22 protein-coding genes are annotated in these 25,455 nt (G+C 70.5%); 3 read left to right on the top strand and 19 right to left on the bottom strand.

All coding sequences use genetic code 11. The annotated features are described in order from the left end of the window. Nucleotides 1–34: 34 nt before the first annotated feature. The 19 genes from OHA03_RS29180 to OHA03_RS29090 form a co-directional block, all read right to left on the bottom strand. Entirely contained in the window at nt 35–1,474 is a 1,440-nt protein-coding gene (locus tag OHA03_RS29180; protein WP_267006709.1) for an aldehyde dehydrogenase family protein, read from the bottom strand. A 35-nt stretch (nt 1,475–1,509) separates the two neighbouring features. Beyond that, nucleotides 1,510–2,289 (bottom strand): SDR family oxidoreductase, encoded by a 780-nt coding sequence (locus OHA03_RS29175; protein WP_267006708.1) that lies wholly within the window; start codon nt 2,287–2,289, stop codon nt 1,510–1,512. Continuing rightward, complete coding sequence (locus OHA03_RS29170; RefSeq protein WP_267006707.1) at nt 2,289–3,194, bottom strand: dihydrodipicolinate synthase family protein; 906 nt, start codon at nt 3,192–3,194, stop codon at nt 2,289–2,291. The genes OHA03_RS29175 and OHA03_RS29170 overlap by 1 nt, the downstream gene beginning before the upstream one ends. Before the next feature lie 13 nt (nt 3,195–3,207). Continuing rightward, complete coding sequence (locus OHA03_RS29165) at nt 3,208–4,005, bottom strand: enoyl-CoA hydratase-related protein (protein WP_267006706.1); 798 nt, start codon at nt 4,003–4,005, stop codon at nt 3,208–3,210. Further along, nucleotides 4,002–5,189 (bottom strand): CaiB/BaiF CoA-transferase family protein, encoded by a 1,188-nt coding sequence (locus OHA03_RS29160; RefSeq protein WP_267006705.1) that lies wholly within the window; start codon nt 5,187–5,189, stop codon nt 4,002–4,004. The genes OHA03_RS29165 and OHA03_RS29160 overlap by 4 nt, the downstream gene beginning before the upstream one ends. After that, the gene (locus OHA03_RS29155; RefSeq protein ID WP_323181264.1) at nt 5,186–6,577 is read right to left on the bottom strand and encodes an FAD-dependent oxidoreductase; all 1,392 of its coding nucleotides are present in this window, start codon (nt 6,575–6,577) and stop codon (nt 5,186–5,188) included. The genes OHA03_RS29160 and OHA03_RS29155 overlap by 4 nt, the downstream gene beginning before the upstream one ends. A 13-nt stretch (nt 6,578–6,590) precedes the next feature. After that, nucleotides 6,591–7,907 carry an MFS transporter gene (locus OHA03_RS29150; RefSeq protein WP_267006704.1) on the bottom strand — a complete coding sequence of 439 codons (1,317 nt, stop codon included), beginning with the start codon at nt 7,905–7,907 and terminating at the stop codon, nt 6,591–6,593. A gap of 107 nt (nt 7,908–8,014) precedes the next feature. Then, nucleotides 8,015–8,623 (bottom strand): helix-turn-helix domain-containing protein, encoded by a 609-nt coding sequence (locus OHA03_RS29145; protein ID WP_052189904.1) that lies wholly within the window; start codon nt 8,621–8,623, stop codon nt 8,015–8,017. A gap of 328 nt (nt 8,624–8,951) precedes the next feature. Further along, entirely contained in the window at nt 8,952–9,890 is a 939-nt protein-coding gene (locus tag OHA03_RS29140; RefSeq protein WP_267006703.1) for an LD-carboxypeptidase, read from the bottom strand. Then, nucleotides 9,887–11,023: a M20/M25/M40 family metallo-hydrolase gene (locus tag OHA03_RS29135; protein WP_267006702.1), complete on the bottom strand. Its 1,137-nt coding sequence runs from the start codon at nt 11,021–11,023 to the stop codon at nt 9,887–9,889. Before OHA03_RS29135 ends, OHA03_RS29140 begins: the two co-directional genes overlap by 4 nt. A gap of 4 nt (nt 11,024–11,027) precedes the next feature. Next, nucleotides 11,028–12,158 (bottom strand): o-succinylbenzoate synthase, encoded by a 1,131-nt coding sequence (menC, locus tag OHA03_RS29130; protein WP_267006701.1) that lies wholly within the window; start codon nt 12,156–12,158, stop codon nt 11,028–11,030. After that, a complete protein-coding gene (locus tag OHA03_RS29125; protein ID WP_267006700.1) occupies nt 12,155–12,955 on the bottom strand; it encodes a hypothetical protein in 801 nt (266 codons plus the stop codon). Before OHA03_RS29125 ends, menC begins: the two co-directional genes overlap by 4 nt. Then, the gene (locus tag OHA03_RS29120; protein WP_267006699.1) at nt 12,945–13,931 is read right to left on the bottom strand and encodes an ABC transporter ATP-binding protein; all 987 of its coding nucleotides are present in this window, start codon (nt 13,929–13,931) and stop codon (nt 12,945–12,947) included. The genes OHA03_RS29125 and OHA03_RS29120 overlap by 11 nt, the downstream gene beginning before the upstream one ends. Further along, complete coding sequence (locus OHA03_RS29115; RefSeq protein ID WP_267006698.1) at nt 13,928–14,920, bottom strand: ABC transporter ATP-binding protein; 993 nt, start codon at nt 14,918–14,920, stop codon at nt 13,928–13,930. Before OHA03_RS29115 ends, OHA03_RS29120 begins: the two co-directional genes overlap by 4 nt. A gap of 2 nt (nt 14,921–14,922) precedes the next feature. Then, complete coding sequence (locus OHA03_RS29110; RefSeq protein WP_267006697.1) at nt 14,923–15,837, bottom strand: ABC transporter permease; 915 nt, start codon at nt 15,835–15,837, stop codon at nt 14,923–14,925. Further along, nucleotides 15,834–16,904, bottom strand: a complete 1,071-nt coding sequence (locus OHA03_RS29105; RefSeq protein ID WP_267006696.1) for an ABC transporter permease — start codon at nt 16,902–16,904, stop codon at nt 15,834–15,836. The genes OHA03_RS29110 and OHA03_RS29105 overlap by 4 nt, the downstream gene beginning before the upstream one ends. Nucleotides 16,905–16,980: 76 nt before the next feature. After that, nucleotides 16,981–18,825 carry an ABC transporter substrate-binding protein gene (locus tag OHA03_RS29100; protein WP_267006695.1) on the bottom strand — a complete coding sequence of 615 codons (1,845 nt, stop codon included), beginning with the start codon at nt 18,823–18,825 and terminating at the stop codon, nt 16,981–16,983. Nucleotides 18,826–18,970: 145 nt separating this feature from the next. Next, nucleotides 18,971–20,335, bottom strand: coding sequence for a M20/M25/M40 family metallo-hydrolase (locus OHA03_RS29095; protein WP_267006694.1), 1,365 nt, complete (start codon nt 20,333–20,335; stop codon nt 18,971–18,973). Continuing rightward, nucleotides 20,332–21,234 carry a MurR/RpiR family transcriptional regulator gene (locus OHA03_RS29090; RefSeq protein ID WP_267006693.1) on the bottom strand — a complete coding sequence of 301 codons (903 nt, stop codon included), beginning with the start codon at nt 21,232–21,234 and terminating at the stop codon, nt 20,332–20,334. The genes OHA03_RS29095 and OHA03_RS29090 overlap by 4 nt, the downstream gene beginning before the upstream one ends. Nucleotides 21,235–21,348: 114 nt before the next feature. Here OHA03_RS29090 and OHA03_RS29085 point away from each other — a divergent pair, with 114 nt between their 5' ends. From OHA03_RS29085 to OHA03_RS29075, 3 genes are read left to right on the top strand one after another with little or no spacing between them, the layout of a single operon-like run. After that, nucleotides 21,349–21,972, top strand: a complete 624-nt coding sequence (locus OHA03_RS29085) for a helix-turn-helix domain-containing protein (protein ID WP_267006692.1) — start codon at nt 21,349–21,351, stop codon at nt 21,970–21,972. 5 nt (nt 21,973–21,977) lie between these two features. Then, nucleotides 21,978–23,351 (top strand): diaminopimelate decarboxylase, encoded by a 1,374-nt coding sequence (lysA, locus tag OHA03_RS29080; RefSeq protein WP_267006691.1) that lies wholly within the window; start codon nt 21,978–21,980, stop codon nt 23,349–23,351. Continuing rightward, nucleotides 23,348–25,378, top strand: coding sequence for a prolyl oligopeptidase family serine peptidase (locus tag OHA03_RS29075; RefSeq protein ID WP_267006690.1), 2,031 nt, complete (start codon nt 23,348–23,350; stop codon nt 25,376–25,378). The genes lysA and OHA03_RS29075 overlap by 4 nt, the downstream gene beginning before the upstream one ends. Nucleotides 25,379–25,455 lie beyond the last annotated feature (77 nt).

The following is a 25,455-nucleotide window of genomic DNA, read 5'->3' as shown; positions in this document are numbered from 1 at the left end:
AGCGGTCCGCGGGATGGTGCGGCTGGTCAGTGGCTCAGTCGTCCCAGCCCAGGTAGACGGACTTGGACCAGGAGTAGAACTCGGTGGCCACGGTTCCCTGCTCGCGGTAGGTATTGCTGGACGAATCCTTCACGCCTCCGAAGGGCACGTTCAGGTCCAGCCCGGTCGTCGGGCGGTTGACCTTGATCACGCCGGCCCGGACCCGCGCGGCGAACCGCTGGGCACGGGCGAGGCTTCGGGTGCACACGCCTGCGGCCAGCCCGTACCGCGAGTCGTTGACCAGCTCGATCGCGTCGTCGAGATCCTCGGCGACAAGTACGGCCACCACAGGGCCGAAGATCTCGTCACGCGCGACGGCGCTGTCCCGGCCGACACCGGTGAGCACGGTGGGTGCCAGCATCAGGCCCTGGGGGGCGACACCGCCGGCCGCGACGGTCACGCCCTCGTCCCTGGCTCGCTCGATCGCCGCCTCGATACCGGCGAGCTGTTGCTCGCTGACCACCGGGCCCATCAGGGTGTCCCCGTCCAGACCGTTGCCCGGACGGTAGCGCTCTGCCTGCTTGGTGAGCGCCGCGACGAAGGCCACGTACACGCCTGGGGTGCAGATGACCCGGGAGGAGGCGGTGCAGGCCTGTCCGGTGAGGGCGAAGCCGCCGGCCGCGGCGACCTGTGCGGCCTGCTCGACGTCCGCGTCGTCGAGCACCACCAAGGCGTTCTTGCCGCCCATCTCGACCTGCACCCGGCCGCGTCGCTCGTGGACGGTGCGCTCGATGTGCATGCCGACCGTCGTGGACCCGGTGAACGACACCGCTGACACCCGGGGGTCGGTCACCAGCGCTTCACCGACGACCGGTCCGGCGCCGTGCACCACATTCAGCACGCCGGCCGGCAGGCCCGCCTGCACCAGCGCGTCGGCGAGGTGACGGGTCGACACCGGGGTGAGCTCGGCGGGCTTGAGGACCACCGCGTTGCCCGTGATCAGTGCCGGCGCCATCTTCCAGGCCGGGATGGCGATCGGGAAGTTCCACGGGGTGATCAGTCCGACCACGCCCAGCGCCTCGCGGCGGGTGTGCACCAGGGTGTCGGGCTGCGAGCTCGGCAGCGTCGGGCCGCCGAGCCGCCAGCCCTCGGAACCGAAGAAGCGGAACACATCGATCGCCCGGCGGACTTCACCCCGGGCCTCGGCCAGCGTCTTGCCTTCCTCCCGCACCAGGTCACGGGCGATCTCCTCGTGACGGCCGCGCAGAATCTCCGCCGCGTCCATCAGAATGGCGCCGCGCGCGGGTGCGGGCAGTGCCGCCCAGCCCGGCTGGGCGTCGCAGGCCGCCGTGACCGCAGCGTCCACGGCATCCACGCCGGAGGCCGGCGAGACGGACACCAGGTCGGACGGGTCCGCGGGATTGCGACGCTCGTAACCGTCGCCGGGGAAGTCCTTGCCACCGATCAGGTTACTGATCCGATGCACTGTGCTCATGAATTGTGGTCCTTCATCGGGTGGGTTCCGGCCGGTCACAGGCTGCGGACGAGGCCGCCGTCGCACCGGAGTGCCGTTCCGGTGACGTACGAGGCGGGCGCGCCGCAAAGGAAGGCCGCCGCCGCGGCGAACTCCTCCGGGGTGCCGTACCGCCCGGCGGGGATGGCGGCCCGGGAGTCTGCCGCGACGTCCGCGACCGGACGCTGCTCCCGCTCGGCGCGCGCGGCGTCGAGCTGGGCGACCCGGTCGGTGGCGATCCGGCCCGGCAGCAGCAGGTTGACGGTGACTCCGTCGCGGGCGACCTCGGCGGCGAGGGTCTTGAGGTAGGCCGCGAGGGCGGCCCGGCCGGCGTTGGACAGCACCAGACCGGCCAGTGGCTCGGCGACACCGCTGGAGCCGATGGCGAGGATCCGTCCCCAGCCGCGCTGCCGCATGGCGGGCAGCACCTGTGCCACCAGACGTTGTTGGGCCAGCAGGAGCGAGTCCACGGCCGATCCGAGGTCCGTGCCGGCGCCGTCGAGGTCGACGGCGCGGCCGGGCTTCGGGCCCGGGCCGTTGACCACCAGGATGTCCGGGTCGCCGTACGCCTCGCGGGCGGCCTCGATCAGTTCACGCGGCCCGTCCGGTGCCGTGAGGTCGGCCTGGAAGCCCACGGCCTCGGGCAGCCCGGCGGCGATCTTCTCGGCCAGGTCACCGCGCCGTCCGGCGACGACGACGGCGGCTCCTTCGGCCGCGAGCGCCTCGGCCACCGCGCGGCCGAGACCACCGGTGGAGGCGGCGACCACAGCGGTACGGCCACGGATTCCGAGATCCATCACCGCACCTCCTTCTGCACCGCGGCCAGGGCCGGCCCCAGATGCCGCTCCAGCTGCGGGACGAGCGACTCCGGCATGGCAGCGGCCGGCGGCCTGACGCCGGACTCCATGACCAGCCCGCGGCGCCGGATCGCCTCCTTGCGGACGGCCAGTCCGATTCCCGCCTGGGCCTCGAAATTGACCAGCGGCAGATACGGCAGGTACGCCTCGCGGGCGGCGTCGTAACCGCCGCTGCGCCAGGCGTCGACGCAGGCGACCAGGCCCTCCGGGCAGGAGAAGCCGGTCATCGCGCCGGCGGCCCCGGCCGCCAGCTCGTCCAGCAGACCCAGCCCGCCGAGGCCGCCGAAGACGGGTACGTCGAGTTCGGCGGTCAGGACCGCGACGGCCGCCGGTGTCGGCGGTGCCTCGGCCTTCACGCCGACCGCCGAGGGGACTGCCTGTACGGCGCGGACCAGGTCGGCCGTACGGATGGCGATCTTGCTGGCCTCCGGGTAGTCCTGGACCACGATGCCCGCGCCGGTGGCGTCGTGCACGGCGTTCAGGTGTGCGGCGACGACGCGCGGGGCCGGGGAGTTGACCTGGACCATGAGCCCGGCGAGGCGGTCCCCAACCATCTCGCGTACCATCCGGGCCTCCTCGATCACCGGAGCCGTGGCGAGTCCGGTGACGCCGACTACGAGCGGCAGTTCCACGGATGAGGCAACCACCTCGAGCACCGTGCGGCGCTCCTCGGCGGACAGCCGGGCGGCCTCGCCGAAGACGCCGAGCACGGTGAGGCCGGTGACACCGATCCCCTCGTAGTGCTTCACCAGCCGGGACAGGCTGGTCTCGTCGACCTCGAGGGCGGAGCCGAGGAACGGTGTGGCGACCACTCCCCAGACGCCGGGGGACAAATTGTCGACCATGAGTTGCTCTCCTTTACCGGCCCGGCCAGACGGGCGGGCGCTTCTCCTGGAAGGCGAGCACGCCCTCCTTGCCGTCCTCGCTGTCCAGCGCCTCGGTGAGGGCGGGCAGCCGCATCGCGTGCGCCTCCCGCGCCGACAGGTGCTCGGTGCGCTGCACCATCTGCTTGATGGCGCGCAACGACGTGGGGGCACAGGCAAGGATGTCGGCGACCCAGCGGTCGACGGCCTCGTCCAGCTCCCCGGCCGGTACGACCTCGTTGACCAGCCCCATGCGGTGCAGTTCCGCCGCGGGCACCTTGCGGCCGGTGAGCAGCAGTCCCATGGCCTGAGTGTGCTGCAGCCGGCGGACGAGCCGGAAGACGCCGCCGTCGAGCGGAATCCGGCCGACCCGCGGTTCGGTGAGGCCGAACCTGGCACTCTCGGCGGCCACGACGATGTCGCAGCCGAGCACCATCTCCATGCCGCCGCCGAGCGCGTAGCCGTTGACCCGGGCGATGACCGGGACATCGAGGCTGGTACGCAGGCTCAGGCCGCCGAAGCCGTTGGGGTCGAGGTCGGCCCAGTACTGCAGGCCGGTCTTGTCGACCGCGTCGGCGGACATGTCGGCGCCGACGCAGAACGCCCGGTCGCCGTCCCCGGTGACCACGACGACGCGGACCTCTCGGTCGGCCTCGATCTCGGCCCAGATCTCGTTCAGCCGGGCCAGTGTCTTGGCGTCGACGGCGTTGAGCACCTTGGGGCGGCTGATGGTGACCCGGGCGACGTGCCCGTCGCGCTCGTAGCGCACCTCGTCGGTGTACGCGTCGCTCATCGCAGGATGCCCTTCTCGCGCAGTATGGCTATCTGCTGCATGTCGTAGCCGAGTTCGCCGAGGATCTCCTCGCCGTGCTCGCCCAGCTGCGGCGGCACCCGGCGGACGGTGGCCGCGCCCTCGGACAGGTGGATCGGCGCGTTGAGCGCGCGGATGCGGCCCGCGACCGGGTGATCCATCTCGACGATCATGTTGTTGACCGCGGTCTGTTCGTCGTCCAGCGTCTGCTCCAGACTCCGCACCGGGGCGCAGAGGATGTCCTCCTCCTCCAGGCGCTTGACCCAGTAGTCGGTGGATTTGCCTGTGACCGCCTCGGCGAAGATGCGCTGCAGCTCGGGCCTGTGGGCGAACTGCTTCTCGAGGGTGTCGAACTCGGGGCGCTCGCCCAGGTCCTCGTCAAGTTCCAGGGCGCGGCTGATGTGGTGCAGCGGGTTGGCCTTGAAGCCGCCGACCATGATCAGTGCACCGTCGCTGGTGGGAAGCACGGCGGTGAGCGGCATGGCGGCCCAGTTGATCTCGGATCCGCGGTTGAGCTGCTGGCACGCCTCCTGCATCTGCATGTGGAGCATGGAGTCGTACATCGACACCTCGACCTTCTGCCCCTCCCCCGTCCGGTCCCGATGCAGCAGGGCGAGCAGGATGCCCTGGAGCAGGTGCATGCCGGTGGTGTAGTCGCACAGCGTCGTCGGGTAGAGCGTCACGGGGTCGTCGTCGGCGACCCGGCGCCACATCACACCGCTGTACGCCTGGGCGATGGCGTCCTGGCCGCCCTTGTGCGCGTAAGGCCCCGAGGTGCCGAAGCCGGTTCCGGATGCCCAGATGATCCGCGGACTCAGTTCCCGGAGCGCCTCGTAACCGAGGCCGAGACGCTCCATCACACCGGCCCGGAAGTTGCTGACCACGACATCGGCGCCGCGCACCAGCTCCTGGACGGCCTTGAGGCCCTCCTCGGTACGGGTGTCGATGCTGATGCTCCGCTTGTTGCGGTTGATCGACAGGAAGATGGGATTGTCCAGGCCCGCCGGATCCGGGATCGAGGTACGGGCGATGTCGCCCGTACCGGGCCGCTCCACCTTGATCACATCTGCGCCGTAGTCGCCGAGCAACTGCGTGCACGACGGGCCCATGAAGACCTGGGTGAAATCGACGACGGTGATGCCGCTCAGCGGCTGTACGGTGCTCATGCGCGGGCCTCCATGGTTGCGTCGACGGTCGCGTTCTCGGCGGGGATGTCGCCCGGGTCGGCGCCCTGGTCGCGCATCCGGCTCTGGATCACGGCCGGGTCGACGTCCCGTACCAGCACGCCGTGCTCGACCGCGGTCGCCGCGGCGATACCGGCGGCCTGGCCCATGGCCATGCAGGGCGGAATCTCGCGCGAGATGCGCTGTGCCTCGGGAGTGGCCGAGTAGTGCCGGCCGGCGACCAGCAACTGGTCGACGCCGCGCGGCAGGAGCGAGCGGTACGGCGTGTAGTAGTCACGGCCGCGCGAGACGCTGTCGGCGAAGTGGCGACGGGACGTGACGTCGTCCTTGGTGACGACGTACTCGCCCTGCAGCAGACGGGTCTGGCGGACACCCATCTGCTCGGCGACATCGAGCAGATACGCACTCTCGAAGCCCGGCAGGTCCGACCTGATGTGGTCGAGCACGTTGCCGATACGGCCCCGCGCCTCGAACTCGGCCTCGGTGAGCGACTCCGGGTCGGTGCCGTCGAAGCCGGTCATGTGCGGCGCGTTGCACCACACCACGCCGGGTACGGGCGTCTTGAGCCACCACAGCTCCCAGGCGCCGCCGAGCAGCCGCTTGATCTTGCGGTTGATCGCGCGGGCCTCCCGCGGGTTCTCCTGCTCGAATCGCTCCGCGGCCGCGGTGTCCACGCCGCCGAGCCGGAAGACCAGGGTGACGAGGTAGTTGTCCTTGTCGTACGTGGCGCCGGCGCGGGAGGCCACGTCGATGTCACCGGTGGTGTCGATGACGACATCGCCCATGACTGCCTGCGGACCGGACTTGGTCTCGCAGACGACGCCCTTGACCGCCCCGTCCTGGACGATCGGCCGCGAGAACCAGCTGTGCAGTCGGAGGTCGACCCCGCTCTCGCGGACGAGGTCGTTGGACACGCGCTTCCAGCCGTCGGGGTCGAAGGCGACCGCGTAGCAGATCGGCTTGGGGCTGGTGTGGGAGTGGAAGTCGAATGCCCCCCAGCGGCCCCACTTGTTCCACATCTCCTGGGAGGAGACGCGCTCCTCGGCCGGCGGGTAGACCGCGAGTCCCAGCTTGGCCATCCGCTCGACGTACTCGTCGACGATGCCGGTGACCGTGATCTCGTTGCCGTTGACCATGTCGTCCAGGACGAGGACCATGCCGCCGGAGGCGAGTCCGCCGAGCGCCGAGTAGCGTTCCAGCAGTGTCACGCTCGCCCCGCTGCGGGCGGCGGAGACCGCGGCGCTCACACCGGCGGGGCCTCCGCCGACCACGACCACGTCCGAACGCCGGACGACCGGCGCCTCGACGGCGTCAAGTGTGACGGACTGTCCGGGGACAAGTGCGCCGGACGGCGCGGCTGTTGTGGACATGGTGGGACTCCTTTCAGCTTCCGGCGCGAACGGAACCGCGGCGGAAGGCGAGCATGTAGAGCAGAACGCTGAGCAGGCACAGCACGGCGACGTAGACGGGGAAGGCCCATCCGGCGCCGGCGTCCTGCAGCCACAGCAGGACGTACGGGGCGGTGCCGCCGAAGCCGGCGACGCCGACTGCGTAGCCGAGACCGACGCCGGTGACGCGACAGCTCGTCGGCATCAAGGTGGCGGACACCGTGTTGTAGAGGCCCATCGTGAAGGCCAGTACCGGGGCGCCCGCCAGCATCACGAGGGCGAAGGTGGTCATCCCCTTCCCCTGGTAGGCGAGGACGACGAACACCAGGGGGACGACCGCGAGGCGAGTGACGATGAACGTCCGCGAGATCCGCTTCCGGTCGGCGAGCCGGCCGACCAGAGGGTAGAGCGCGCCGACGACCACACCCGACAGGGTGGTGACCGCGAACACGGTGCTGGGGTCCTCCGCGTATGCGGAGCGGGCCAGGTTGGGCAGCCCGGTGGTCCAGGTGTAGTTGATCGCCTGGGCTGCCGCGACGACGAAGATGATGGTGAGCAGCGCCAGCTTGTGGTGGGCGACCTCTGCCCACACCTCCCTCGTCTTCCGGGGCTTCCCGGTGGTGTCGGGGTCCGCGGCCTCGGCCGCGGTGTGCAGGGTCTCCGGCAGGGAGCGGCGCAGCCAGAGGAAGAAGAGGCCGCCCAACGCGCCGATCACGAACGGGATGCGCCAGCCCCAGTCACCCATGGCCTCGGGGCCGACGGCCTCGCTGGTGAGGAAGCAGACCAGTGATGCCGCAACGATGCCGACCTGGACGTAGATGCTGATGATGCTGCCGAAGCGGGCGGTGCGGCCCTCCGGCGCCATCTCCACGATGTAGGCGGAGTTGAGCGGTGCCTCGATGCCGGTGGACAGCCCTTGCAGGATCCGGCAGGCGAGGAGGATCACGCCTGCCCACACGCCGATGACCGCGTGGGTGGGCAGCACTGCGATGACGGTGGTGGTGAGGACCATCGATCCGATGGACAGCAGCATGACCAGCCGCCTGCCCAGCCGGTCGGCCAGGGTGCCGAACACGATGGCGCCCAGTGGCCGGGCGGCGAACCCCACCGCGAAGACGGCCAGGGCGGACATGGTGGATGACAGGTCGTCGGTGGAGGGGAAGAACTGCGGTCCTATGGAGGACGCGAGCAGGCCGTAGACCATCCAGTCGTACCACTCGACGGCGTTGCCGCCGCCGAGGGCCAGCAGTGCGCGCCGCTGGGAGAGGGGAGTACGGACTGCGGTAGCTGATCTTTCGTGGAGCGATGCCATAGCGGGGGCACCTCGCGGTGAAAGGCGCACGGCTCAGGCCGTGCGGGACCTGCGCCCGGGCCGACGGCCGGGGCGTTGAGGGAGCGGAGTACGGCGGAGGCCGCGGCCTACCAGCTGGGCGGGGTGATGACCCAGACGGAAGTGGACGGCTCGTCGCCGGGGTTGGCGTACCAGTGAGGGACGCTCGACGAGTACGTGATCGAGTCACCGGCCTCGAGCCGGTGCCGGACGCCGTCGAGATAGACGTCCTTGACGCCGGAGAGAACGATCCCGAACTCTTCGCCGTTGTGGCGGAAGGGGGTGCTGCTGGTGTCATGCCCCGGCTGGGTCTCGACCCAGAGGACCTCGAGCGCGCCGTTCAGCGTAGGGGTGAGCAGCTCGTAGCTGGCGTCGTCGGGTCCATCGGTGCCGTGGAAATCGAGAGTGCGCCGTTCGGCACGCCGCACCACGGGGCTGATCTGTTCGGTCAGGTGGAAGAGCCTGCCGATGGGGATGTCCAGCCCGTGCGCGATCTGGACCAGGGTGGCAAAGGACGGATTGCCCTTGCCTCGTTCGATCTGGCTGATGAGGCCGGTACTCACACCGGATCCTCGGCTGAGGTCGTCGAGGGTGTAACCGGCCTGCTTGCGCAGTGCCTTGATCTGGATTCCCACTGTGGCGACGAGCGCGTCCAGATCCGGCTGACCGTCCTGGGGTACGTAGGTTGCGTCACTCACAGCTTCGACCTGCCTCAGTGGCGTGGGGACGGAAGGAGCTTCGCCGTGGAACGACAAGCGCTTCGGCGGAGCATGTGCGGGCTCGGCGACCCGGGCTTGGTCATATTGAAGAGCTTCACTAGATTGAAAACAACCCTTCAGAGTGAAGAACTTCAACTGAATGAGCGGTGGTCCGTATCGCGTCCGGTGCAGCGGTCGCCGACGAATGATCAGACCTGGTCAGGACATGCCGAAGCGGCGAGGAACTCTTCTCCCCGCCGCCTCTGCACTTCTCCGTCCGATGTTCCCGGTCACCGCCCGAAGGGCACCTTGACCGCCGTCGGTCCGTTCAGGCGAGCACCGGTCCGTCGAAGGTGAGCGTGCCCCCGTCGGCGTCGAGGCGGGCCCGGACGCCGACCGGGAAGGTCTGCATCGGGACGCCGTGGCCGATGTCGGCGCCGGCCAGGACGGGGGCGCCGAGATCGCCGAGCCGGTCGATGAGCAGGGCGTCGATCTCGGCCGGGTCACCACAGCCGGTGAAGGTGCCGCAGACGATGCCCGCGACCCCGTCGAGGTAGCCGGACCTGCGCAGCTGGGTGAGGATGCGGTCCAGCCGGTACGGCTCCTCGTCGACGTCCTCCAGGAGGAGGATGCCGCCGCGTGCCGGGCGCGAGGTGGGGGTCGCGAGCGAGGAGCAGAGCAGGCTCGCGGTGCCGCCGAGCGTGATGCCCTCGGCCGTGCCGCCCACCAGGGTGCGGGCCGCAGGGAAGGTGAGAAGGGTGGCCTCGGAGGGGGTGAAGAGGGTCCTGGCCAAGGAGTCGAAGGCGTACGAACCAGGGGTGAAGTCGTCCGAGACGGGCATCGGGCCGAACAGCGACACCCAGCCCAGGTGCACCGAGACCGCCTCGATGAGCGCGGTGACGTCCGAGTAGCCGACGAGCACACGCGGCGTGGGGGTGCCCAGGGAAGCGAAGTCGACACCCTCCAGGGTGCGTTGGGCGCCGTATCCGCCGCGGGCCATGAAGACGGCACGGTAGCGGGGGTCGGTGAGAGCGGTGGTGAGGTCGGCGGCGCGGGTGGCGTCGTCGCCCGCGAGATAGTCGAGAGGGACGCCGGCGGCGCGCGCCGAGGGCAGCACGTCGACGATCAGGCCGAGACTCTCCAGGGCCGCGACGCCCTTCTCCAGGTCCTCGGCGCGCGGCGCGCCCGAGGCGGCGGTGACGGCGACCCGGTCACCTGCTCCGAGAGCGGGCGGGCGGAGCAGGCCGGTGTTTTCGGGGGAGGTCATGCGGACTCCTCGGGTGCGATGAGGTAGGCGGCGAGCAGAGCGGCGCGGTCCAGCAGTGAGGCGACCGAGGCGCGTTCGGACATGGAGTGGGCGCCCGCACCGTCCGGGCCGAGGCCGTCGGCGGTGGGGATGCCGAGCGAACCGGTGAGATTGGTGTCACCGGCGCCGCCCGAGGTGCCGGTGAGCAGATCGGTGCCCCGCTCGGCGGCGAGCGAGGCAAGTCGCGCGGCGAGGGGGTTTTCCGGATCGCGCTCCCAGGCGGGGCGGTACGACAGCCGGGTGACGGTCACCTTTGCGCCGGGGCGGACCGGAGTGAGGGCGTCGAGGGCGCCGAGTACGGCAGCCTCGGCGGCAGGCGTGGCGAAGCGCAGGCCGACCTCGGCCGAAGCCGTACCCGCGACGACGTTGGCGCGGGTGCCGCCGCTGATGGTGCCGATGTTGAACTCGGCGGCGGGTGGCGCCGGGACGGCCCCCCGTACAGCGGCGATCTGGTCGATGAGCTCGTCGATCGCGGAGGTGCCGAGCGAGGCGTCGAGCCCGGCGTGTGCCTCCACGCCCTGGACCTCGATGCGCACCCGGGCCACTCCCCGCCTGCCGGTCTTCAGTGTGCCGCCGGGCAGCGGCGGTTCGAAGCCGAGGGCTGCGATGGCGCCCTCGGCGTGGGCGGCGATGATACGGCGGCCGTCCGGGGACCCGATCTCCTCGTCGTTGACGACGACCAGGCGCACCGGGCGGGACGGGGAGAGGCCCTGTTCGCGAAGGAGAGCGAAGGCCAGCTCGATGGCGACGAGGGAGCCCTTCATGTCGTACACGCCGGGGCCGGTGACGGTGTCGCCGTCCTCGTGGAGCGTGAAGGGGCGCTCGACGGTGGTGCCGACGGGAAGGACGGTGTCGCTGTGGCCGATGAGGAGTATGTGTGCGTCATCGAGGGTGCCCGGCCACTCGCAGACCAGGTGGTCGCCGTGCGGTCCGCTCTCGCGGGTGACCCGGGCTCCGAGAGCCCGATATGCCTGCTCCAGATCGGCGTTGACGATCCGGAGGAGTTCGGGTTCACCGGATGGGCTCTCGGCCATGACCAGGGTCTCCAGGCGGGCGAGTGCCCGCTCTCGCAGTTGCTCGGCGTCGAAGCGCATCGGCTCAGCCTTCCTTCAGTACGGCGTGCCGCAACCGGTTCGCCCGGATCAGGGACTCGTCGACATGGACACCGAGGCCCGGGCGGGCGTCGGGCACCGGGACCAGGCCCTCGGTGGCGCGGATCGGCGGGGTGACGATGTCCTGGCGGTAGTACTTGTCGGAGCCGGAGACGTCCGAGGGCAGCGTGAAGCCCGGCAGCGAGGCGACGGCGAGGTTGGCCGCGCGCCCGATGCCGAACTCGTGCATTCCCCCGCACCACACCGGGATTCCGGCCTCGCGGCACACGTCGTGCACCGCGACGGACGGTCCGATTCCGCCGAGCCGGGACACCTTGATGTTGACGATGTCGGCGGCGCCCAGGTGCAGTGCGGTGGCCAGTACGGCGGGTGAGGTGATCGACTCGTCGAGACAGACGGGCGTGTCGAGCCGGGCGGCGAGGCCGGCATGGCCGAGCAGGTCGTCCTCGGCGAAGGGCTGCTCGATCATCAGCAGGCCCTGGTCGTCGAGGGCGGTGAGGGCGGCCAGGTGCTCTGCGGAGTCGGCCCGGTAGCCGGTGTTGGCGTCGACCTGGAGGGCGATACCGGGGAAGGCCGCCCGTACCGCCCGTACCGGCTCGAGGTCCCAGCCCGGGCGGCACTTTAGCTTGATGCGGCGGTAGCCGTCGCCGACATGCCGGGCGACCTGGTCCAGGAGAGCGTCGACGGTCGGCTCGATGCCGAGACTGACACCCGCGCTGATCCTCTCGGCCGTGCCGCCGACGAGGGTGGAGAGGGTCTCGCCGCGGGCCTGCCCGTACAGGTCCCAGCAGGCCATGTCGAGCCCGGCGCGGGCGAAGTGGTTGCCCGAGAGGCGAGTGGTGAGGCCCGCCGCGTCGTCGGGGTGCTCCCACGGGCGGCCCACGACCATGGGAGCGAGGTGCTCGCTCAGTACGTACCAGCAGCTCTCGGTGGATTCGCTGCAGTAGTACGGGTCGCTGGGCGAGGCACACTCGCCCCAGCCGACCGTGCCGTCGGATGCGGTCGCCCTGACCACGATGTGGTCGAGGTGCGACTTGCGGTGGGAGCTGGTCTCGAACTCATGGATCAAGTCCAGCCGCACAAGGGAGAGTTCGATCTCGGTGATGGTGATCGTCATGAGGCGCCCTCCTGGTCGGTGCCGCGCGGGACGAACCGGTATACCGCGAGGTCGTCGGTCACACGCAGGCAGGAGACCCCGACATGGGTGGCCAGGGCCTCGGTGAAAGTTTCCCTGAGCGAGGTGCGCAGTGCGGCGGCGGCGGGCGCTCCTACGGCGGTGCGGTGCAGATCCCAGCGGGCGGGTACGGCGATCAGCAGGTCGTCGCCCTGGGCCAGACACTCGCCGGGTTGCCAAGCTCGGTCGGGGAGTCCGGGCTGGACCATGGCCGGTCGCGTCAGGTCCCAGTCGAGGAGGAACCGGTCGGTGGGCTCGCCCGCGTCGTCGCCGAAGCCCTCGCCGCCGTACATCGACGGTTTGAGTACGCGGACCCGCCCGCCGAGCACATCCAGATTGAAGTGCGCGTTACGGGTCTTCAGGGGGTCGTAGGACCAGCGGATACGGGTCAGCCCCATGGCCAGGGTCCGCTCGCGCTGGGCGTGCTTGAGGAGCCGGCCCACCCCCTGCCCCTGGAGGTGGCGGGCGACCACGGCGAGCTGCGAGAACTGGAACAGCTCGCCGCCCCCCTCGCGGGCGAGGAAGCTGTATGCGAATCCGACCGGCCGCGCCAGGTCGCCGTCGCTCTCGTAGGCGGCGACGACGATGCCCCCGTTGGACTGGAGCGCGGTCAGCAGGCGGGGGTTGAGGCCCCCGTCCGACGGCCGCAGCCCCATCACCTCGGTGTACAGGCCGATGCACGCCGCCATGGCGGCAGAACCTTCGACGTCGCGTACGACAAGCGCGGGGTCAGCGGCCATGGGCGAGATGGCAGGCCGCCTGGGCGGGCGCCGGGTCGGCGGTCAGTACGGGCAGCTCGCGTGTGTCGCAGCCGGCGGCGGCCCGCTCGGCACCCTCCAGTTCCGGCCAGAGCGGGCAACGCGGGTGGAAGCGGCAGCCGGACGGGATACGGGTCGGGTCCGGGGGCTCGCCGGTCAGTACGGTCGGCCGCTGGTCGCGTCCGGCCTCGGGCAGCACCGAGAGCAGGGCCTTGGTGTACGGGTGCTTGGGGTGCAGCAGCACTTCCTCGACGGTGCCGACCTCGACGATCCGGCCGAGATACATCACGGCGACCCGGTCGGCGATGTTCCAGGCCAGGCCCAGGTCGTGGCTGACGACGAGGGCGGACAGGCCGAGGCTGTCACGGAGTTCGAGAATCAGCTTGAGGATCTCGCCGCGCACCGAGGCGTCCAGGGATGCGACCGGCTCGTCGGCGACGATCACCGAGGGGTTCAGGGCCAGGGCGCCCGCGATGACGACGCGCTGCTGCTGACCACCGGACATCTCGTGCGGGAAGCGGTGCAGGAACCGCTCCGGAGGACGCAGCCCGGCACGCGAAAGAGCCGTGTTCACACGGGCGTTGAGCTCCTCCGTGGTGCCGTGCAGCCGGGGTCCCTCGGCGACGGCGTCGTACACGTTCTGCCGCGGGTTGAGGGCGCCGCCCGGGTCCTGGAGTACCAGCTGGGCATGGCGGCGGTACTCCTTGAGCGCCCGGGCCGAGTAGGTGAGGGGCTTGCCCTGGTAGCGGATCTCGCCGCTGGTGGGCCTGATGAGGCCGACGAGCGCGCGGGCGAGGGTGGACTTGCCGCAGCCCGACTCGCCGATCAGGGCGACGATCTCGCCCTGGCCGACGGTCAGGTTGGCGCCGTCCACGGCGCGGGCGGGCCCACGGCCTGCGCGCGCCGGGTAGGTGATGCGGAGGTCGCTGACCTCCAGGGCCGGGGCGGCGGTGCTCATGCCTGGCTCCCTTCGGTTACGGGGGTGTGGGCGTCCAGAACGCGCAGACAGGCGGCGCTGCGCCGATCGCCCGCGGGCCACAGCTCGACGGCCTTCGTACGGCAGACGTCGACGGCGTGCACACAGCGCGGGACGAAGGCGCAGCCCGCGCCGAGCGCCGAGACGTCCGGCGGGTCGCCTGGCAGTCCGGAGGGCGCGAAGCGGGACGCGGGGTCGCCGATGGTGGGGAACGCCCTGGCCAGTGCGTCGGTGTACGGGTGCCGGGGATCTTCGATGACCTGCTGCGAGGGGCCGGTCTCGACGATCTCGCCGGCGTACATCACGGCGAGCCGTCCGCACATCTCGGAGAGCACCGAGAGGTCGTGGCTGATCATGATGACGCCGACCCCGGAGTTCCGTACCAGCTCGGTGAAGAGCTCCATGATCTGCGCCTGGACCATCACATCGAGGGCGGTGGTGGGCTCGTCGGCGATGATCAGGTCAGGGCGGCAGGCGAGCGCCATGGCGATCATGATGCGCTGACGCTGGCCGCCGGAGAACTCGTGCGGGTAACTGCCCATGCGCTGCCGCGATATGCCGACGCTGTCGAGCAGTTCGGCGGCGCGTTCGCGGGCGGTGCGCGGGGACACCTTCTCGTGGAGCAGGATCGGCTCGCAGATCTGCTCGCCGATGGGGCGCACCGGGTTGAGGGCGCTCATGGCGCCCTGGAAGACCACGGATGCGCCGTTCCAGCGCACGGTGCGCAGTGCGGACCACTTGGCGGTGAGCAGGTCCTCGCCTTCGTACAACACCTGTCCGGTGACCTTGGCGCTCTTGGGCAGCAGCCGTAGCAGGCTGAGCACCATGGTGGACTTGCCGGAGCCGGACTCGCCGGCCACGCCGAGGGTCTCGCCCCGGTCCAGGGTGAAGCTGACACCGCGCACGGCGGGGATGAGGCTGTCGCCGTCGCGGTAGGTGACGGAGAGGTCGCGTACGTCGAGCAGGGTCATGGTCAGCCCACCATCCGCGGGTTGAGGACGTGTTCCACGGCGCGCCCGGTGAGGGTGAAGCCGAGGACGACGAGAAGGATCGCGATGCCGGGCGTGCCGACGTACCACCAGGCACCAGAGGTCATGGCGCCCTGGTAGAAGGCGGCATTGAGCATGGAACCCCAGGAGACTCCGGTCGGGTCGCCGAGACCGAGGAAGGTCAGGGTGGCCTCGGAGAGGATCGCCGAGGCGACGGTGAGGGTGGCGGAGACCAGGATCAACGGGGCCACGTTCGGCAGTACATGACGGACCATCACCTGACGGTTGCCCGCACCGAGGACCTTGGCGCGCTCGATGAACGGGCGGGCCTCCACGGCGAGGGTCTGGGCGCGAACCAGGCGGGCGGTGGATGTCCAGGAGGTCACTGCGATGGCGATGGTGATGGACGCCGTGCCCTGCCCCAGGACCGCGGCGAGGGAGATGGCCAACGGCAGGCTGGGCAGCGCGATGAACCAGTCGGTGACATGCATCAGGGCCTTGCCGAGCTTGCCCGGGTAGTGGCCTGCGAGCAGTCCGATCGTGGAGCCGAGCACCATGGTGAGCACGGTGGCGATGACGCCGATGGACAGCGAGGAGCGCGAACCCCAGATCAGCAGGTCCACCACGGAGCGGCCGGCCTGGTCGGTGCCGAGGAGGTAGCCGGAGCCGGGCGCGGAGAGCAGCGGGCCGTCGACCTTGGTGACGTCGAGCTGCTCGGGACCTATGAAGAGCGGGGCGCAGAGCGCGAGGATCGTGGCGACGAGCAGGATGCCCAGGCCGACGAGACCGGACGGGCGCTTGGCATAGGCGCGCGCGAAGCGGCCGACGGAGGCCAGCCGGGGAGGCGAACCGGCCGGGGTGGCCGCGGCGGTGATGTCAGTGGTGTCAGAAGTCGTCATCGCACACGCACCCGGGGGTCGAGGAAGCGGTAGAGCACGTCGGCGAGGAGGTTCATCAGGATCACACTGGCGCTGAAGATGATGAACGTGCCCTGCAGTACGGGGATGTCGGGCACCTTGAGTGCCTCGATGGTCAGCGAGCCGAGACCCGGCCAGCTGAAGACGGTCTCGACCGTGATCGCACCGCCGACCATCGTGCCCAGGTGAAGAAAGATCACGGTGACGGAGGGAAGCAGCGCGTTGGGCACGGCGTGCTTGCGGCGTACGGCGTCGTCGACAAGTCCCTTGGCCCGGGCGGTCAGCAGATAGGGACTGCCCAGCTCATCGATGATCGACGAGCGCATGATCGACACGTACTGGGCGAAGACCACAAGCACCATCGTCAGACACGGCAGCACCATGTGGCGGGCCACGTCGAGAACGTGACCGAAGCCGGTGGCACCGAGCGACGGGTCGGACATGCCGCCGGAGGGGAACAGATCGAGGCCGACGCTGAGCCAGATCAGCAGGATCATGCCCAGCCAATAGGTGGGCACCGACCAGAAGGTGAGCGCCGCCGAGGAGGTGATCTTGTCGAAGAGGCTGCCGTGCCGCCACCCGCTGCGTACCCCCAGCCACAGGCCGACCACCACGGATATCGCGGTGGCCGTGCCCATCAGGAGCAGAGTGGGGCCGACGCGTTCGCCGATGAGCGAGGAGACGGACTGCTGGTACTGCCAGGAACGGCCCAGATCCAGGTGGACGATGTCGTTCACGAAGTGCAGGAAGCGCTCCCACACCGGCTGGTCCAGGCCCAGTGTCTGGCGCAGATGAGCCATCTGCGCATCGCTGGTGGGCCGGCCGCGGGTCATTGTCTGGACCGGGTCCGAGGGCATCAGCTGGAAGATCACGAAGCCGATGCCCAGGACGATGACGAAGCTCACGGCGGCTGCGGCGAGCTTGGTGCCCAGGAAGCGGAGGAAGTCTGCCCGCCCCGAGCCCGGGCGGGAGGCGGCGTCGGCCGCGTCGCTCCCGGGCACGGGGCCGACGGCGCTCGCGCTGTCGGACGTATCGGACGTAATGGTCATGAGTTCTCGATCTGCTCGGTCTGGTGGACCCCGCGCACCCGGTGCTGCGACCGGGCGCGCGGGGCGGGCGAGGTGGTTACTCCCGCTCGTCGGCCGACGAGCGGCGCTTGATGCCGAAGGCGAGGCCCGCCACGACGAGCACGCCGATTCCGATACCGGCCCACAGGGTGGTGGAACCCGACGAGGCTTCCTTCACGGCGGCGACCGGGGTGGCGCTGCGGAACTGGCCGAAGGTGTACTGCATCGGGTAGACGCCCGCGGAGTCCGCCTTGCCGACCGCGAGGTTCTTCACGGTGCGGGCGTTCGTCGCACTCAGGCCCGTGGCGTAGTAGAGGATGACGTTGTTGTCGGCCTTGTAGAGGATGTCCTGCATCTTGCCGACGGTCGCCGCGCGCTGCGCCGGGTCGAACTCGGTGACCTGCTGCTTGAAGAGCTTGTCGAACTCCTTGTTGCAGTGGAAGGAGTCCGTGGAGCCACTCGTGCCGTCGTCCAGCGGCAGCGCGTCGCAGTTCTGGATGGAGAGCAGGTACGTCGGGTCGGGGCCGGTGCCCCAGCCGTCCATCAGCAGGTCCCAGTCACCCTTGGCGAGATCGTCGTTGAGCTTGGTGGAGCTCAGCGGCTCGGCGGTCAGCTCGACGCCGATCTGCTTCATCCACCCGGTGAGGTAGGTGGCGATCTGGGTGTCGGTGGCGGCGTCGGAGTGGGTGCCCAGGCGCAGCTTCAGCGGCTTCTTCGTCTTGGGCGAGACACGGATACCGTCCTTGCCCTTGGCGTAACCGGCCTCATCCAGGAGGGAGTTGGCCTTAGCGATGTCGTACGACTGCTCGTCGCCCGGGGCGGGCTTCCACGCCCACTGCTTCCAGGTGGGCGGGATGTAGCCCGCGCCGACCTGGCCCAGGCCGTCGAGCACCTTGTCGACGAGAGTCTGCTTGTCGGTCGCCAGCGCGATGGCGCGGCGCACGGCGGCGTCGGCGAGAGCCGGGTTCCCGGTGCCGATCTTCTTCCCGGAGCGGGTACGGGCACCGGAGTTGAGGGCCACGCTCATCCAGCGGCGGCCGGCGTTCTGGAAGGCAGTGGTCCGCTTGTCGCTCTGCAGCGCCTTGAACTGGGTGGAATTCAGATCGGAGACGTAGTCGAGCTGGCCGCTGCGCAGTGCGGCGACAGCGCCGTCGACGGCCTTGTAGCGCTGCTGGACCAGGTGGTCGAACTTGGGGGCGCCGAGGACGAAGTCCTTGTTGGCGTCGTACTTGACGTACTGCTCGGCCTTGTAGGCCGTGAGCGTCCAGGGACCGTAGCCGACGATGTCGCCGGAGTCGTTCTTGAAGTTCTTGAGGTCCGTGACGTGCTTTTCCCAGACGTGCTTGGGGACGATCGGCACACCGCTGTAGGGGATGGACACGAACGGGGTGTTCGCCTGGGGCTTCTTGGTCTTGATGACCAGCGTCGTGGCGTCGGGCGCGGTGACCGAGGCGAAGTTCTCGACGAGCGAGCCGTTGGCAGTGCCTGCCACCTCGTTCGTACGGATCAGGTTGAGGGTCCAGGCGGCGTCCTCGGCGGTGATCGGCTTGCCGTCCGACCACTTCAGTCCCTTGCGGAGGGTGAAGGTCCAGGTGAGCTTGTCGGCCGAAGGCGTCCACTTGGTCGCCAGGTACGGCGCGGGGGTGCCGTCGGTGTTCAGGGAGTTCAGGGAGGGGTAGACGGCGCTGAAGACATCCAGCGAGCCGGCGAAGTACGCCAGGAACGGGTTCAGCGAGTCGATGCCGTTGCCGGTCATCGCGGCGCGCAGAGTGGTGCCCTTGGTGTCGGCGGCGGCCCCGGGGGCCAGGGCGACCGAGCCGAGGGCGAGAGTGCCGGTGAGGGCTGCGGCGGCCAGTGCGCTAGCACGTCGGCGTATCGCGCTGCGGACCATTGTGTGTGTCATTTCGTGCCACTCCAGGAGCGTGGGTACGGCGCGGACCACGGGGGTCCGCGTCGTGCCGGTGAACGTGCTGTGTGCTGCCTTGCTGTGGCGAGCCGGGGCAATACTGCGCGGCTCGCCTGTCGTGCGGCCGGTGACGGCCGTTGAGTCAGCCCGCTGCGGGGCCGGAGGGATCCGCCCGGAGGAAGGTGTCCAGGACCCGGACACCGAAGGCGAGGCTTTCGGTGAGGACGTGCTCGTCGACGCCGTGTACGTAGTCCCAGCTGTTGAAGCCGGGCGGGGTGGTGCCGGGGGCGAAGCCGTAGCCGGCGATGCCCAGCCGGGCGAAGGCTTTGGCGTCGGTGCCGCCGGACATGCAGAACGGCAGGACCAGGGCCTGCGGGTCGTGGGCGCGCAGGGCATCCGCCATGGCCGCGAACTCGGGCGAGTTGTGGTCGGCGGCGACCGGCTCGGTCCAGCTGGCGAACTCGCGGGTCACCTTGGTACCGAGCACCGCGTCGACGGCAGCGAAGAACTCCTTCTCGGCGCCGGGCAGGACCCGTCCGTCGATGCCGGCGGTGGCTTCGCTGGGGATGACGTTGTGCTTGTATCCGGCGTTCAGTCGGGTCGGGTTGAGGGAGTTCGACATGGTCGACTCCACCAGCCGGGCGGCCTCGCCGAGTTGGGCGATGCTCGCCGGGTCGGCCGGGTCGATCGTGATGCCGAGCTCCGACCCGAGCCCGTCGAGCAGCGCCCGGACCGGCGGGATCAGATGAACCGGCCAGGTGTACGAGACCAGTTCGGCCACGGTGCGTACCAGAGTGGCCACGGCGTTGTCGGGGTTGCGACGGGAGCCGTGGCCCGCGGTGCCGTGCGCGCTGAGGGTCATCCAGGCGCTGCCGCGCTCGCCGGTGGCGACCGGGTAGAGGCGGCGGCCGTTGGGCAGATGGACGCTGTAGCCGCCGGACTCACTGATGGCGGCGGTGACGCCCTCGAAGAGTCCGGGGTGCCTGTCGACGAGGAACCCCGCTCCGTACGCGCCGGTGTCCTCCTCGTCGGCGACGAAAGCCATCACGATGTCGCGCGGCGGGCGGGTGCCGGTGCGGGCGAATCCGGTGGCGCAGGCCAGCATCATCGCGTCCATGTCCTTCATGTCCAGGGCGCCGCGGCCGCGTACTGCGCCGTCGGTGATCTCGCCGCTGAACGGATCGAAGGACCAGTCGGAGGGCTCGGCGGGCACGACATCCAGATGGCCGTGGACCAGCAGTGCGGGGGCCAGCGGGTCGGCGCCCGGGATCCGGACCACGGTGGAGGCTCGGCGCGGCTCCGACTCCAGGACCTGCGGCGCGTATCCGGCGTCGGTGAGGACTTCGGCCACCCACTCGGCGGCTTCCCGCTCGCCGCGCGACTCACCGCCGCCGTAGTTGCTGGTGTCGAAGCGGATCAGCCGCGAGCAGTGGTCGACCGTGTCGGTGGCCAGTGCCTCGTGGTGGGCGAACTGTTCTGCGGAGGGGTCGGTGGGCTCCTGGATCACGGAGCAGTCCTTTCAGGCGGGCCGGCGGGGGTGGCGCTCTCGCCGTCGCTCAGGGCCCAGGTGAGTGCGTACCGGCGCTGTGCGCGACGGGCCGCACCCTTCGCGCCGGCCGCGGCAAGTGAGGCGAGCAGATGGCCGGTGGCGGTGACGGCGGTCGGCGAGTGGGTGCGCGACTCGCTTCGGGTGTTCACCGCGAGGACGTGGGTGGCGTACGCGCACACCGGGCTGTCGTAGCCGTCGGTGATCGCTACGACCGTGCCGCCCAGCGCGTGGAACTCACGGGCGAAGCGCACGGTGTGTCGGCTGTAGCTGCGAAAGCTGAAGGTGATCAGTACATCCTGGTCGCCGGCGTCGGCGAGCGCGGTGACGGCCGCTCCCACTCCCGGCTGGACGAGCGTGACGTCGCGGAGCGCGGCGGAGAGATCGGCGGCAACCAGAGCCGCGTACCCGATGGACTTCATGTCGCCGAACACCCAGCGGCGGCGGCCTGCGACCACGGCCCGGGCGGCGAGTTCCAGGGCGCCGTTGGCGTGCAGCGCGTCGAGGGTGCCGGCCAGGTTCTCCTGCTCCCGGGCGAGGATGCGGCGCAGCGCGGTCCGGTCACCGGGCTCGCCCTCACGGTCGGCGATGCGCTGGTCGGGAACGGGCAGCCGGCGGCCCGTCTCACGGGCGGCACAGGCACGCAGGTCCTCGGTGTCGGCGAAGCCCGCCATGGCGAGCAGCTGGTCGAGATCCTCGGCGTTCGCGTCGGCGACCCGCAGGAGCTGGGCGGGGCGCCGGGACAGTGCGGCGGGGAAGTCCGCAGCGAGTACGGCGTGCAGGCGAGCGGCCCCGGGACCGCATTGGGCCGCAGCACGCTCCAACAGGCGGAGCACAGGATCGGGCGTCAGGACAGACATCAAAACCTCCCTCCATGCCGTGAACTCCACCGCTGCGACCAGGGATTTCTTCCCTGAGTATCACTTGCTGGCGGATACATTGATCTAAGGTGGCGCGAGTATTACTGTCACCGCATGTCTGAGTCAAGGGATGTTCCAGCCGCCGCCGCGACGACCGTCGACTCATCGGTCGAGGCGTCCGCAGCCGATCGGGCAACCGCCCAACTGGCCAAGGTCGTTGCCTCGGCGCGCAGGACGGCAGGACTGACACTGGCCGCCACCGCGGCCGGGTCGGGTCTCTCGCCCGCATATGTCTCGCAGATCGAATCCGGCTCTGCGAATCCGACCGTCCGCAGCCTGGCGCAACTCGCCGGAGTGCTGGGCCTCGAACTGCACGAGCTGCTCGGCGCCGAACGTGGTGACGCGTCCGACAACAGCCCGTTCCCGCCCCGTTTCACCACGCTTCCCGGATTGACCGCGATGTCGGACAGTCAAGGAATCTGGAACATGACGGCCCATAACGCAACCGCGCTCCATTCACGCCTGATAAGGGGTGAACCGGGCGATCACGCCCGACCGATCCGGCACGCCGGAGAGGAACTCGTGGTGGTGCTGGCCGGACAGTGCCGGCTCCGCGTCTCGGACACCGCGCGCGTGCTGAATCCGGCCGACGCCTGCCACTTCGCCGCATCCGAAGAACATCAGATCACGCAGACCAGCGACGACTTGCTCCTGCTCGTCGTCCTCACGAAGGAGTGACGCAGGTGGTTCCATCCGCCGACAACGCGCCCGACGCCGCCCCCACCCGCGCCGCGGGCCCGGACGAAGCACCGGACGTCTGGCCGCTCACCGCCAAGGACATGGACGGCGAACTGCATGTGGGCTCCGTGCCGATGACGGGCCTCGCCCAGGCCTGCGGCACTCCGCTCTACGTCGTGGACGAGGCGGACTTCCGCGAGCGGGCCCGCCAGTGGCGGGAGTCCGGCGCGGACCGCGTGCACTACGCGTCCAAGGCCTTCCTCTGCCCGGAGATGGTCCGCTGGGTGGGTGAGGAGCGTCTGCACCTGGACGTGTGCAGCGTCGGCGAGCTCGAACTCGCCGTCGCCGCGGGCTTCGACCCCGCCCACATCGTGCTGCACGGCAACAACAAGCTCCCCGCCGAACTCCGCTCGGCCGTGGCGTACGGCGTCGGGGTGATCGTCGTCGACTGCGCCGAGGAGATCGACCGGCTCGCCGGCTACGCGGCCGACGCCGGCCGGGTCCAGGACGTGTATCTGCGCATCGCGCCGGGCGTCGCCGCCGACACCCACGACTACATGGCCACCGGCAGCGACGACGTGAAGTTCGGCTTCCCGGTCAACGGTGGATTCGCCGAACGGGCGGTCCTCACCGTCAGTGGCATCCCCTCGTTGCGTCTGACGGGCATCCACTCCCACCTGGGCTCGCAGATCCTCGACCCGTCCGGCATCCGGCGGGCCGCCTCGCGGGTGGCCGCATTCGTCCGCATGCTCGCCGAGCGGCACAGCATCCGCATCGAAGAACTGGACCTCGGCGGCGGCGCCGGAATCGCCTATGTGCCCGGCCAGCAACGGCTGGCGCCCGCCGAGTTCGTGGCCGCGCTGCGGGCCGGGGTCGCCGAGGAGATGGACCCTGCCTCCGTTCGGCTCGCGGTGGAGCCGGGCCGCTCCCTGATCGGCACCGCCGGTGTCACGCTTTACGAAGTCGGAGTGGTCAAGCAGGGCCTCGAGCGACGCTTCGTCTCCGTCGACGGCGGCATGAGCGACGCTCTGCGCCCCGCCCTCTACCAGGCCTCATACACCGCCTGGACCGCCAACCGCAGGCTCACCGGCCGCCCCGTGCACTCCCTCGTCGTCGGCCGGCACTGCGAGAGCGGCGACATCGTCGTACCCGACATCGCGCTCCCGGCCGACCTGGCCGTCGGCGATCTGCTGGCTGTGCCCGCGACCGGCGCCTACCACCACGTCATGGCCAGCAACTACAACTTCCAGCCGCGCCCCGCCGTCGTCGCCGTACGCGACGGGCAGGCGCGCCTCATGGTGCGTCGCGAGACCCCCGCCGACCTCTTGCTCCGCGACGGCGCCGGCGCCGGCATAGACCTCTCAGGAGACCTTCGATGACCGAGCGCCGTGTCCTCCCCTACGGCGAGTGGCCCTCACCGCTGACCGCCGATTCGGCCGCGGCCGGCTCCGGGGCCACGAGCTGGCCGTCCGGCGTCGGCGAGGAGACCTGGTGGTGCGCCAACGATCCGGCCACGGCCACCGTCCGGCTGCTGCGCACCCGCCCCGGGCACGCCCCCGAGCCGGTACTGCCGGCGGGTGTCAGTGTGCGCAACCGTTCGCTGGGCTACGGCGGGCGCCCGTACGCGGTCCGGCCCGGCTCGGACGGCGGCGCGCATCTGCTGGTCTTCACCGACCATCGCGACCAGCGGCTGTACGCGGCCGGGACCGCCCTGCTGGGAGCGGGCGTTGCGAGCACCCCGGTCCCGCTGACTCCTGCCGATCCGCCCGAGTACGAAACCTGCTGGGCGGACCCGGTGTTCGCGCCGGGTGGCACCGAGGTCTGGCTGGTCCGGGAGGTCACGCAGGCAGCCCGGGAACCGGGCGAGGATCCGGCCCCGCGCACCCGTCGTGACATCGTCGCCGTGCCGCTCGACGGCTCGGCCGCCACCGCGCCGGACCGGCTGCGGGTGGTCGGTCGCTCCCACCACTTCCTGTCCACCCCGCGGATCAGCCCGGACGGACGGCACCTGGCGTGGCTCGGCTGGGACCACCCGCAGATGCCGTGGGAGACCACCGAGTTGATGGTCGCGCCGCTGGTGGACGGCGTCGCGGGCGAGCCGGTGCGGGTGCTGGGCGGCGGTGCGGTGTCCGTACCGCAGGCCGCTTGGGCGCCCGACGGCACCCTGTACGCGATGGCGGACCCGGACGGCTGGGCGAACCTCTTCCGGATCACCCGGGCGTCCGACGGGAGCTGGCACGCCGAGTGCGTACGGCCCATGGAGCGGGAGTGCGCGGGTGCCCTGTGGCGGGTCGGCGCGAGCTGGTTCGCGGCCACCTCGGCCGGAGTTGTGCTGCGGCACGGCGTCGGTGAACAGCGGCTCGCGCTGTGGGATCCCGCCGACGGCACGCTGCGCGATCTGGCGCCCGAGTGGACGGAGTTCGGCTCCGACCTGTGGGCCGACGACCATGCCGCCGTACTGCTGGCGGCCTCCCCCACGCTCGGCCACGCCGTGCTGCGGGTGCCGTTCGACGGCAGCGCTCCGGTGCGCTGCAACGGTGAGCGGGACACCACGTACGACGCCTGGCGGGCGGTGCCGGAGCGGCGGGTCGCCAAGGCCGCGGACGGCGGCGAGGTGCAGTACGTCTACTATCCGCCCACCAGCCCGGACTGCACCGGCCCGGCAGGCGAGGCGCCGCCGCTGCTGATCCACATCCACGGCGGGCCCACCAACTCCAACGGCGCGGCCCCCGATGCGGAGTTCTCGCTCTTCTGCAGCCGGGGCTTCGCCGTCGCCGCCGTCGACTACGGCGGCTCCACCGGCTACGGCCGCGCCTACCGGGACCGGCTGCGGCACACCTGGGGTGTCACCGACGTCGAGGACTCGGTGACGGTGGCCTCGGAACTGGCCTCCGCCGGGCTCGCGGACCCTTCGCGCACCGCGATCCGTGGCGGCTCGGCGGGTGGCTGGACGACACTCGCGGCGCTGACGTCGACCGACACCTTCTGCTGCGGTGCGGTGTACTACCCCATCAGTGACCCGGAGACCTGGATCTACGGACAGACCCATGACTTCGAGTCCCGCTATATGGAGTATCTGGTCGGGAAGTTGCCCGAGGACCAGGAGCGGTTCGACCGGGTGTCGCCGATCCGCAAGGCCGGGCAGATCACCAGCCCGCTGGTGATGCTGCAGGGAGCGGACGACTTCATCTGCCGTCCCGACCAGGCCGAACGCATCGTCGACGCAGTGGCCCGACGCGGGCTGTGGCACCGCTACTTGCTCTTCGAGGGCGAGGGACACGGCTTCCGCCAGGCGTCCAGCGTGAGCGCCTCACTGCGCGCCGAGGCGGAGCTGTACGGGCATGCGATGCGCATCCATGTCGACCTCTCGGACACCAGCGGCGCAGCGCCGGGGGCGCAGGGCTGAGCAGCCTCCCGTGCCCGCAGGAGCGTCGCGGTTCGGCCACCCGGACGGGTCGTTCGCTCTCCGGGCCCGGCAGGCAC

Source organism: Streptomyces sp. NBC_00154, from assembly GCF_026342835.1.
Taxonomy (GTDB): domain Bacteria; phylum Actinomycetota; class Actinomycetes; order Streptomycetales; family Streptomycetaceae; genus Streptomyces.
Note: the sequence above shows the minus strand (reverse complement) of the source record. Positions and strands in the feature narration are given on the sequence as shown.

Bases quoted from the DNA above. Each gene is read 5' to 3' on its own strand.
- OHA03_RS29180 (WP_267006709.1), bottom strand. From the start codon at position 1,474: ATGAGCACAGTGCATCGGATCAGTAACCTGATCGGTGGCAAGGACTTC.
- OHA03_RS29175 (WP_267006708.1), bottom strand. From the start codon at position 2,289: ATGGATCTCGGAATCCGTGGCCGTACCGCTGTGGTCGCCGCCTCCACC.
- OHA03_RS29170 (WP_267006707.1), bottom strand. From the start codon at position 3,194: ATGGTCGACAATTTGTCCCCCGGCGTCTGGGGAGTGGTCGCCACACCG.
- OHA03_RS29165 (WP_267006706.1), bottom strand. From the start codon at position 4,005: ATGAGCGACGCGTACACCGACGAGGTGCGCTACGAGCGCGACGGGCAC.
- OHA03_RS29160 (WP_267006705.1), bottom strand. From the start codon at position 5,189: ATGAGCACCGTACAGCCGCTGAGCGGCATCACCGTCGTCGATTTCACC.
- OHA03_RS29155 (WP_323181264.1), bottom strand. From the start codon at position 6,577: ATGTCCACAACAGCCGCGCCGTCCGGCGCACTTGTCCCCGGACAGTCC.
- OHA03_RS29150 (WP_267006704.1), bottom strand. From the start codon at position 7,907: ATGGCATCGCTCCACGAAAGATCAGCTACCGCAGTCCGTACTCCCCTC.
- OHA03_RS29140 (WP_267006703.1), bottom strand. From the start codon at position 9,890: ATGACCTCCCCCGAAAACACCGGCCTGCTCCGCCCGCCCGCTCTCGGA.
- OHA03_RS29135 (WP_267006702.1), bottom strand. From the start codon at position 11,023: ATGCGCTTCGACGCCGAGCAACTGCGAGAGCGGGCACTCGCCCGCCTG.
- menC (WP_267006701.1), bottom strand. From the start codon at position 12,158: ATGACGATCACCATCACCGAGATCGAACTCTCCCTTGTGCGGCTGGAC.
- OHA03_RS29125 (WP_267006700.1), bottom strand. From the start codon at position 12,955: ATGGCCGCTGACCCCGCGCTTGTCGTACGCGACGTCGAAGGTTCTGCC.
- OHA03_RS29120 (WP_267006699.1), bottom strand. From the start codon at position 13,931: ATGAGCACCGCCGCCCCGGCCCTGGAGGTCAGCGACCTCCGCATCACC.
- OHA03_RS29115 (WP_267006698.1), bottom strand. From the start codon at position 14,920: ATGACCCTGCTCGACGTACGCGACCTCTCCGTCACCTACCGCGACGGC.
- OHA03_RS29110 (WP_267006697.1), bottom strand. From the start codon at position 15,837: ATGACGACTTCTGACACCACTGACATCACCGCCGCGGCCACCCCGGCC.
- OHA03_RS29105 (WP_267006696.1), bottom strand. From the start codon at position 16,904: ATGACCATTACGTCCGATACGTCCGACAGCGCGAGCGCCGTCGGCCCC.
- OHA03_RS29100 (WP_267006695.1), bottom strand. From the start codon at position 18,825: ATGACACACACAATGGTCCGCAGCGCGATACGCCGACGTGCTAGCGCA.
- OHA03_RS29090 (WP_267006693.1), bottom strand. From the start codon at position 21,234: ATGTCTGTCCTGACGCCCGATCCTGTGCTCCGCCTGTTGGAGCGTGCT.
- OHA03_RS29085 (WP_267006692.1), top strand. From the start codon at position 21,349: ATGTCTGAGTCAAGGGATGTTCCAGCCGCCGCCGCGACGACCGTCGAC.
- OHA03_RS29075 (WP_267006690.1), top strand. From the start codon at position 23,348: ATGACCGAGCGCCGTGTCCTCCCCTACGGCGAGTGGCCCTCACCGCTG.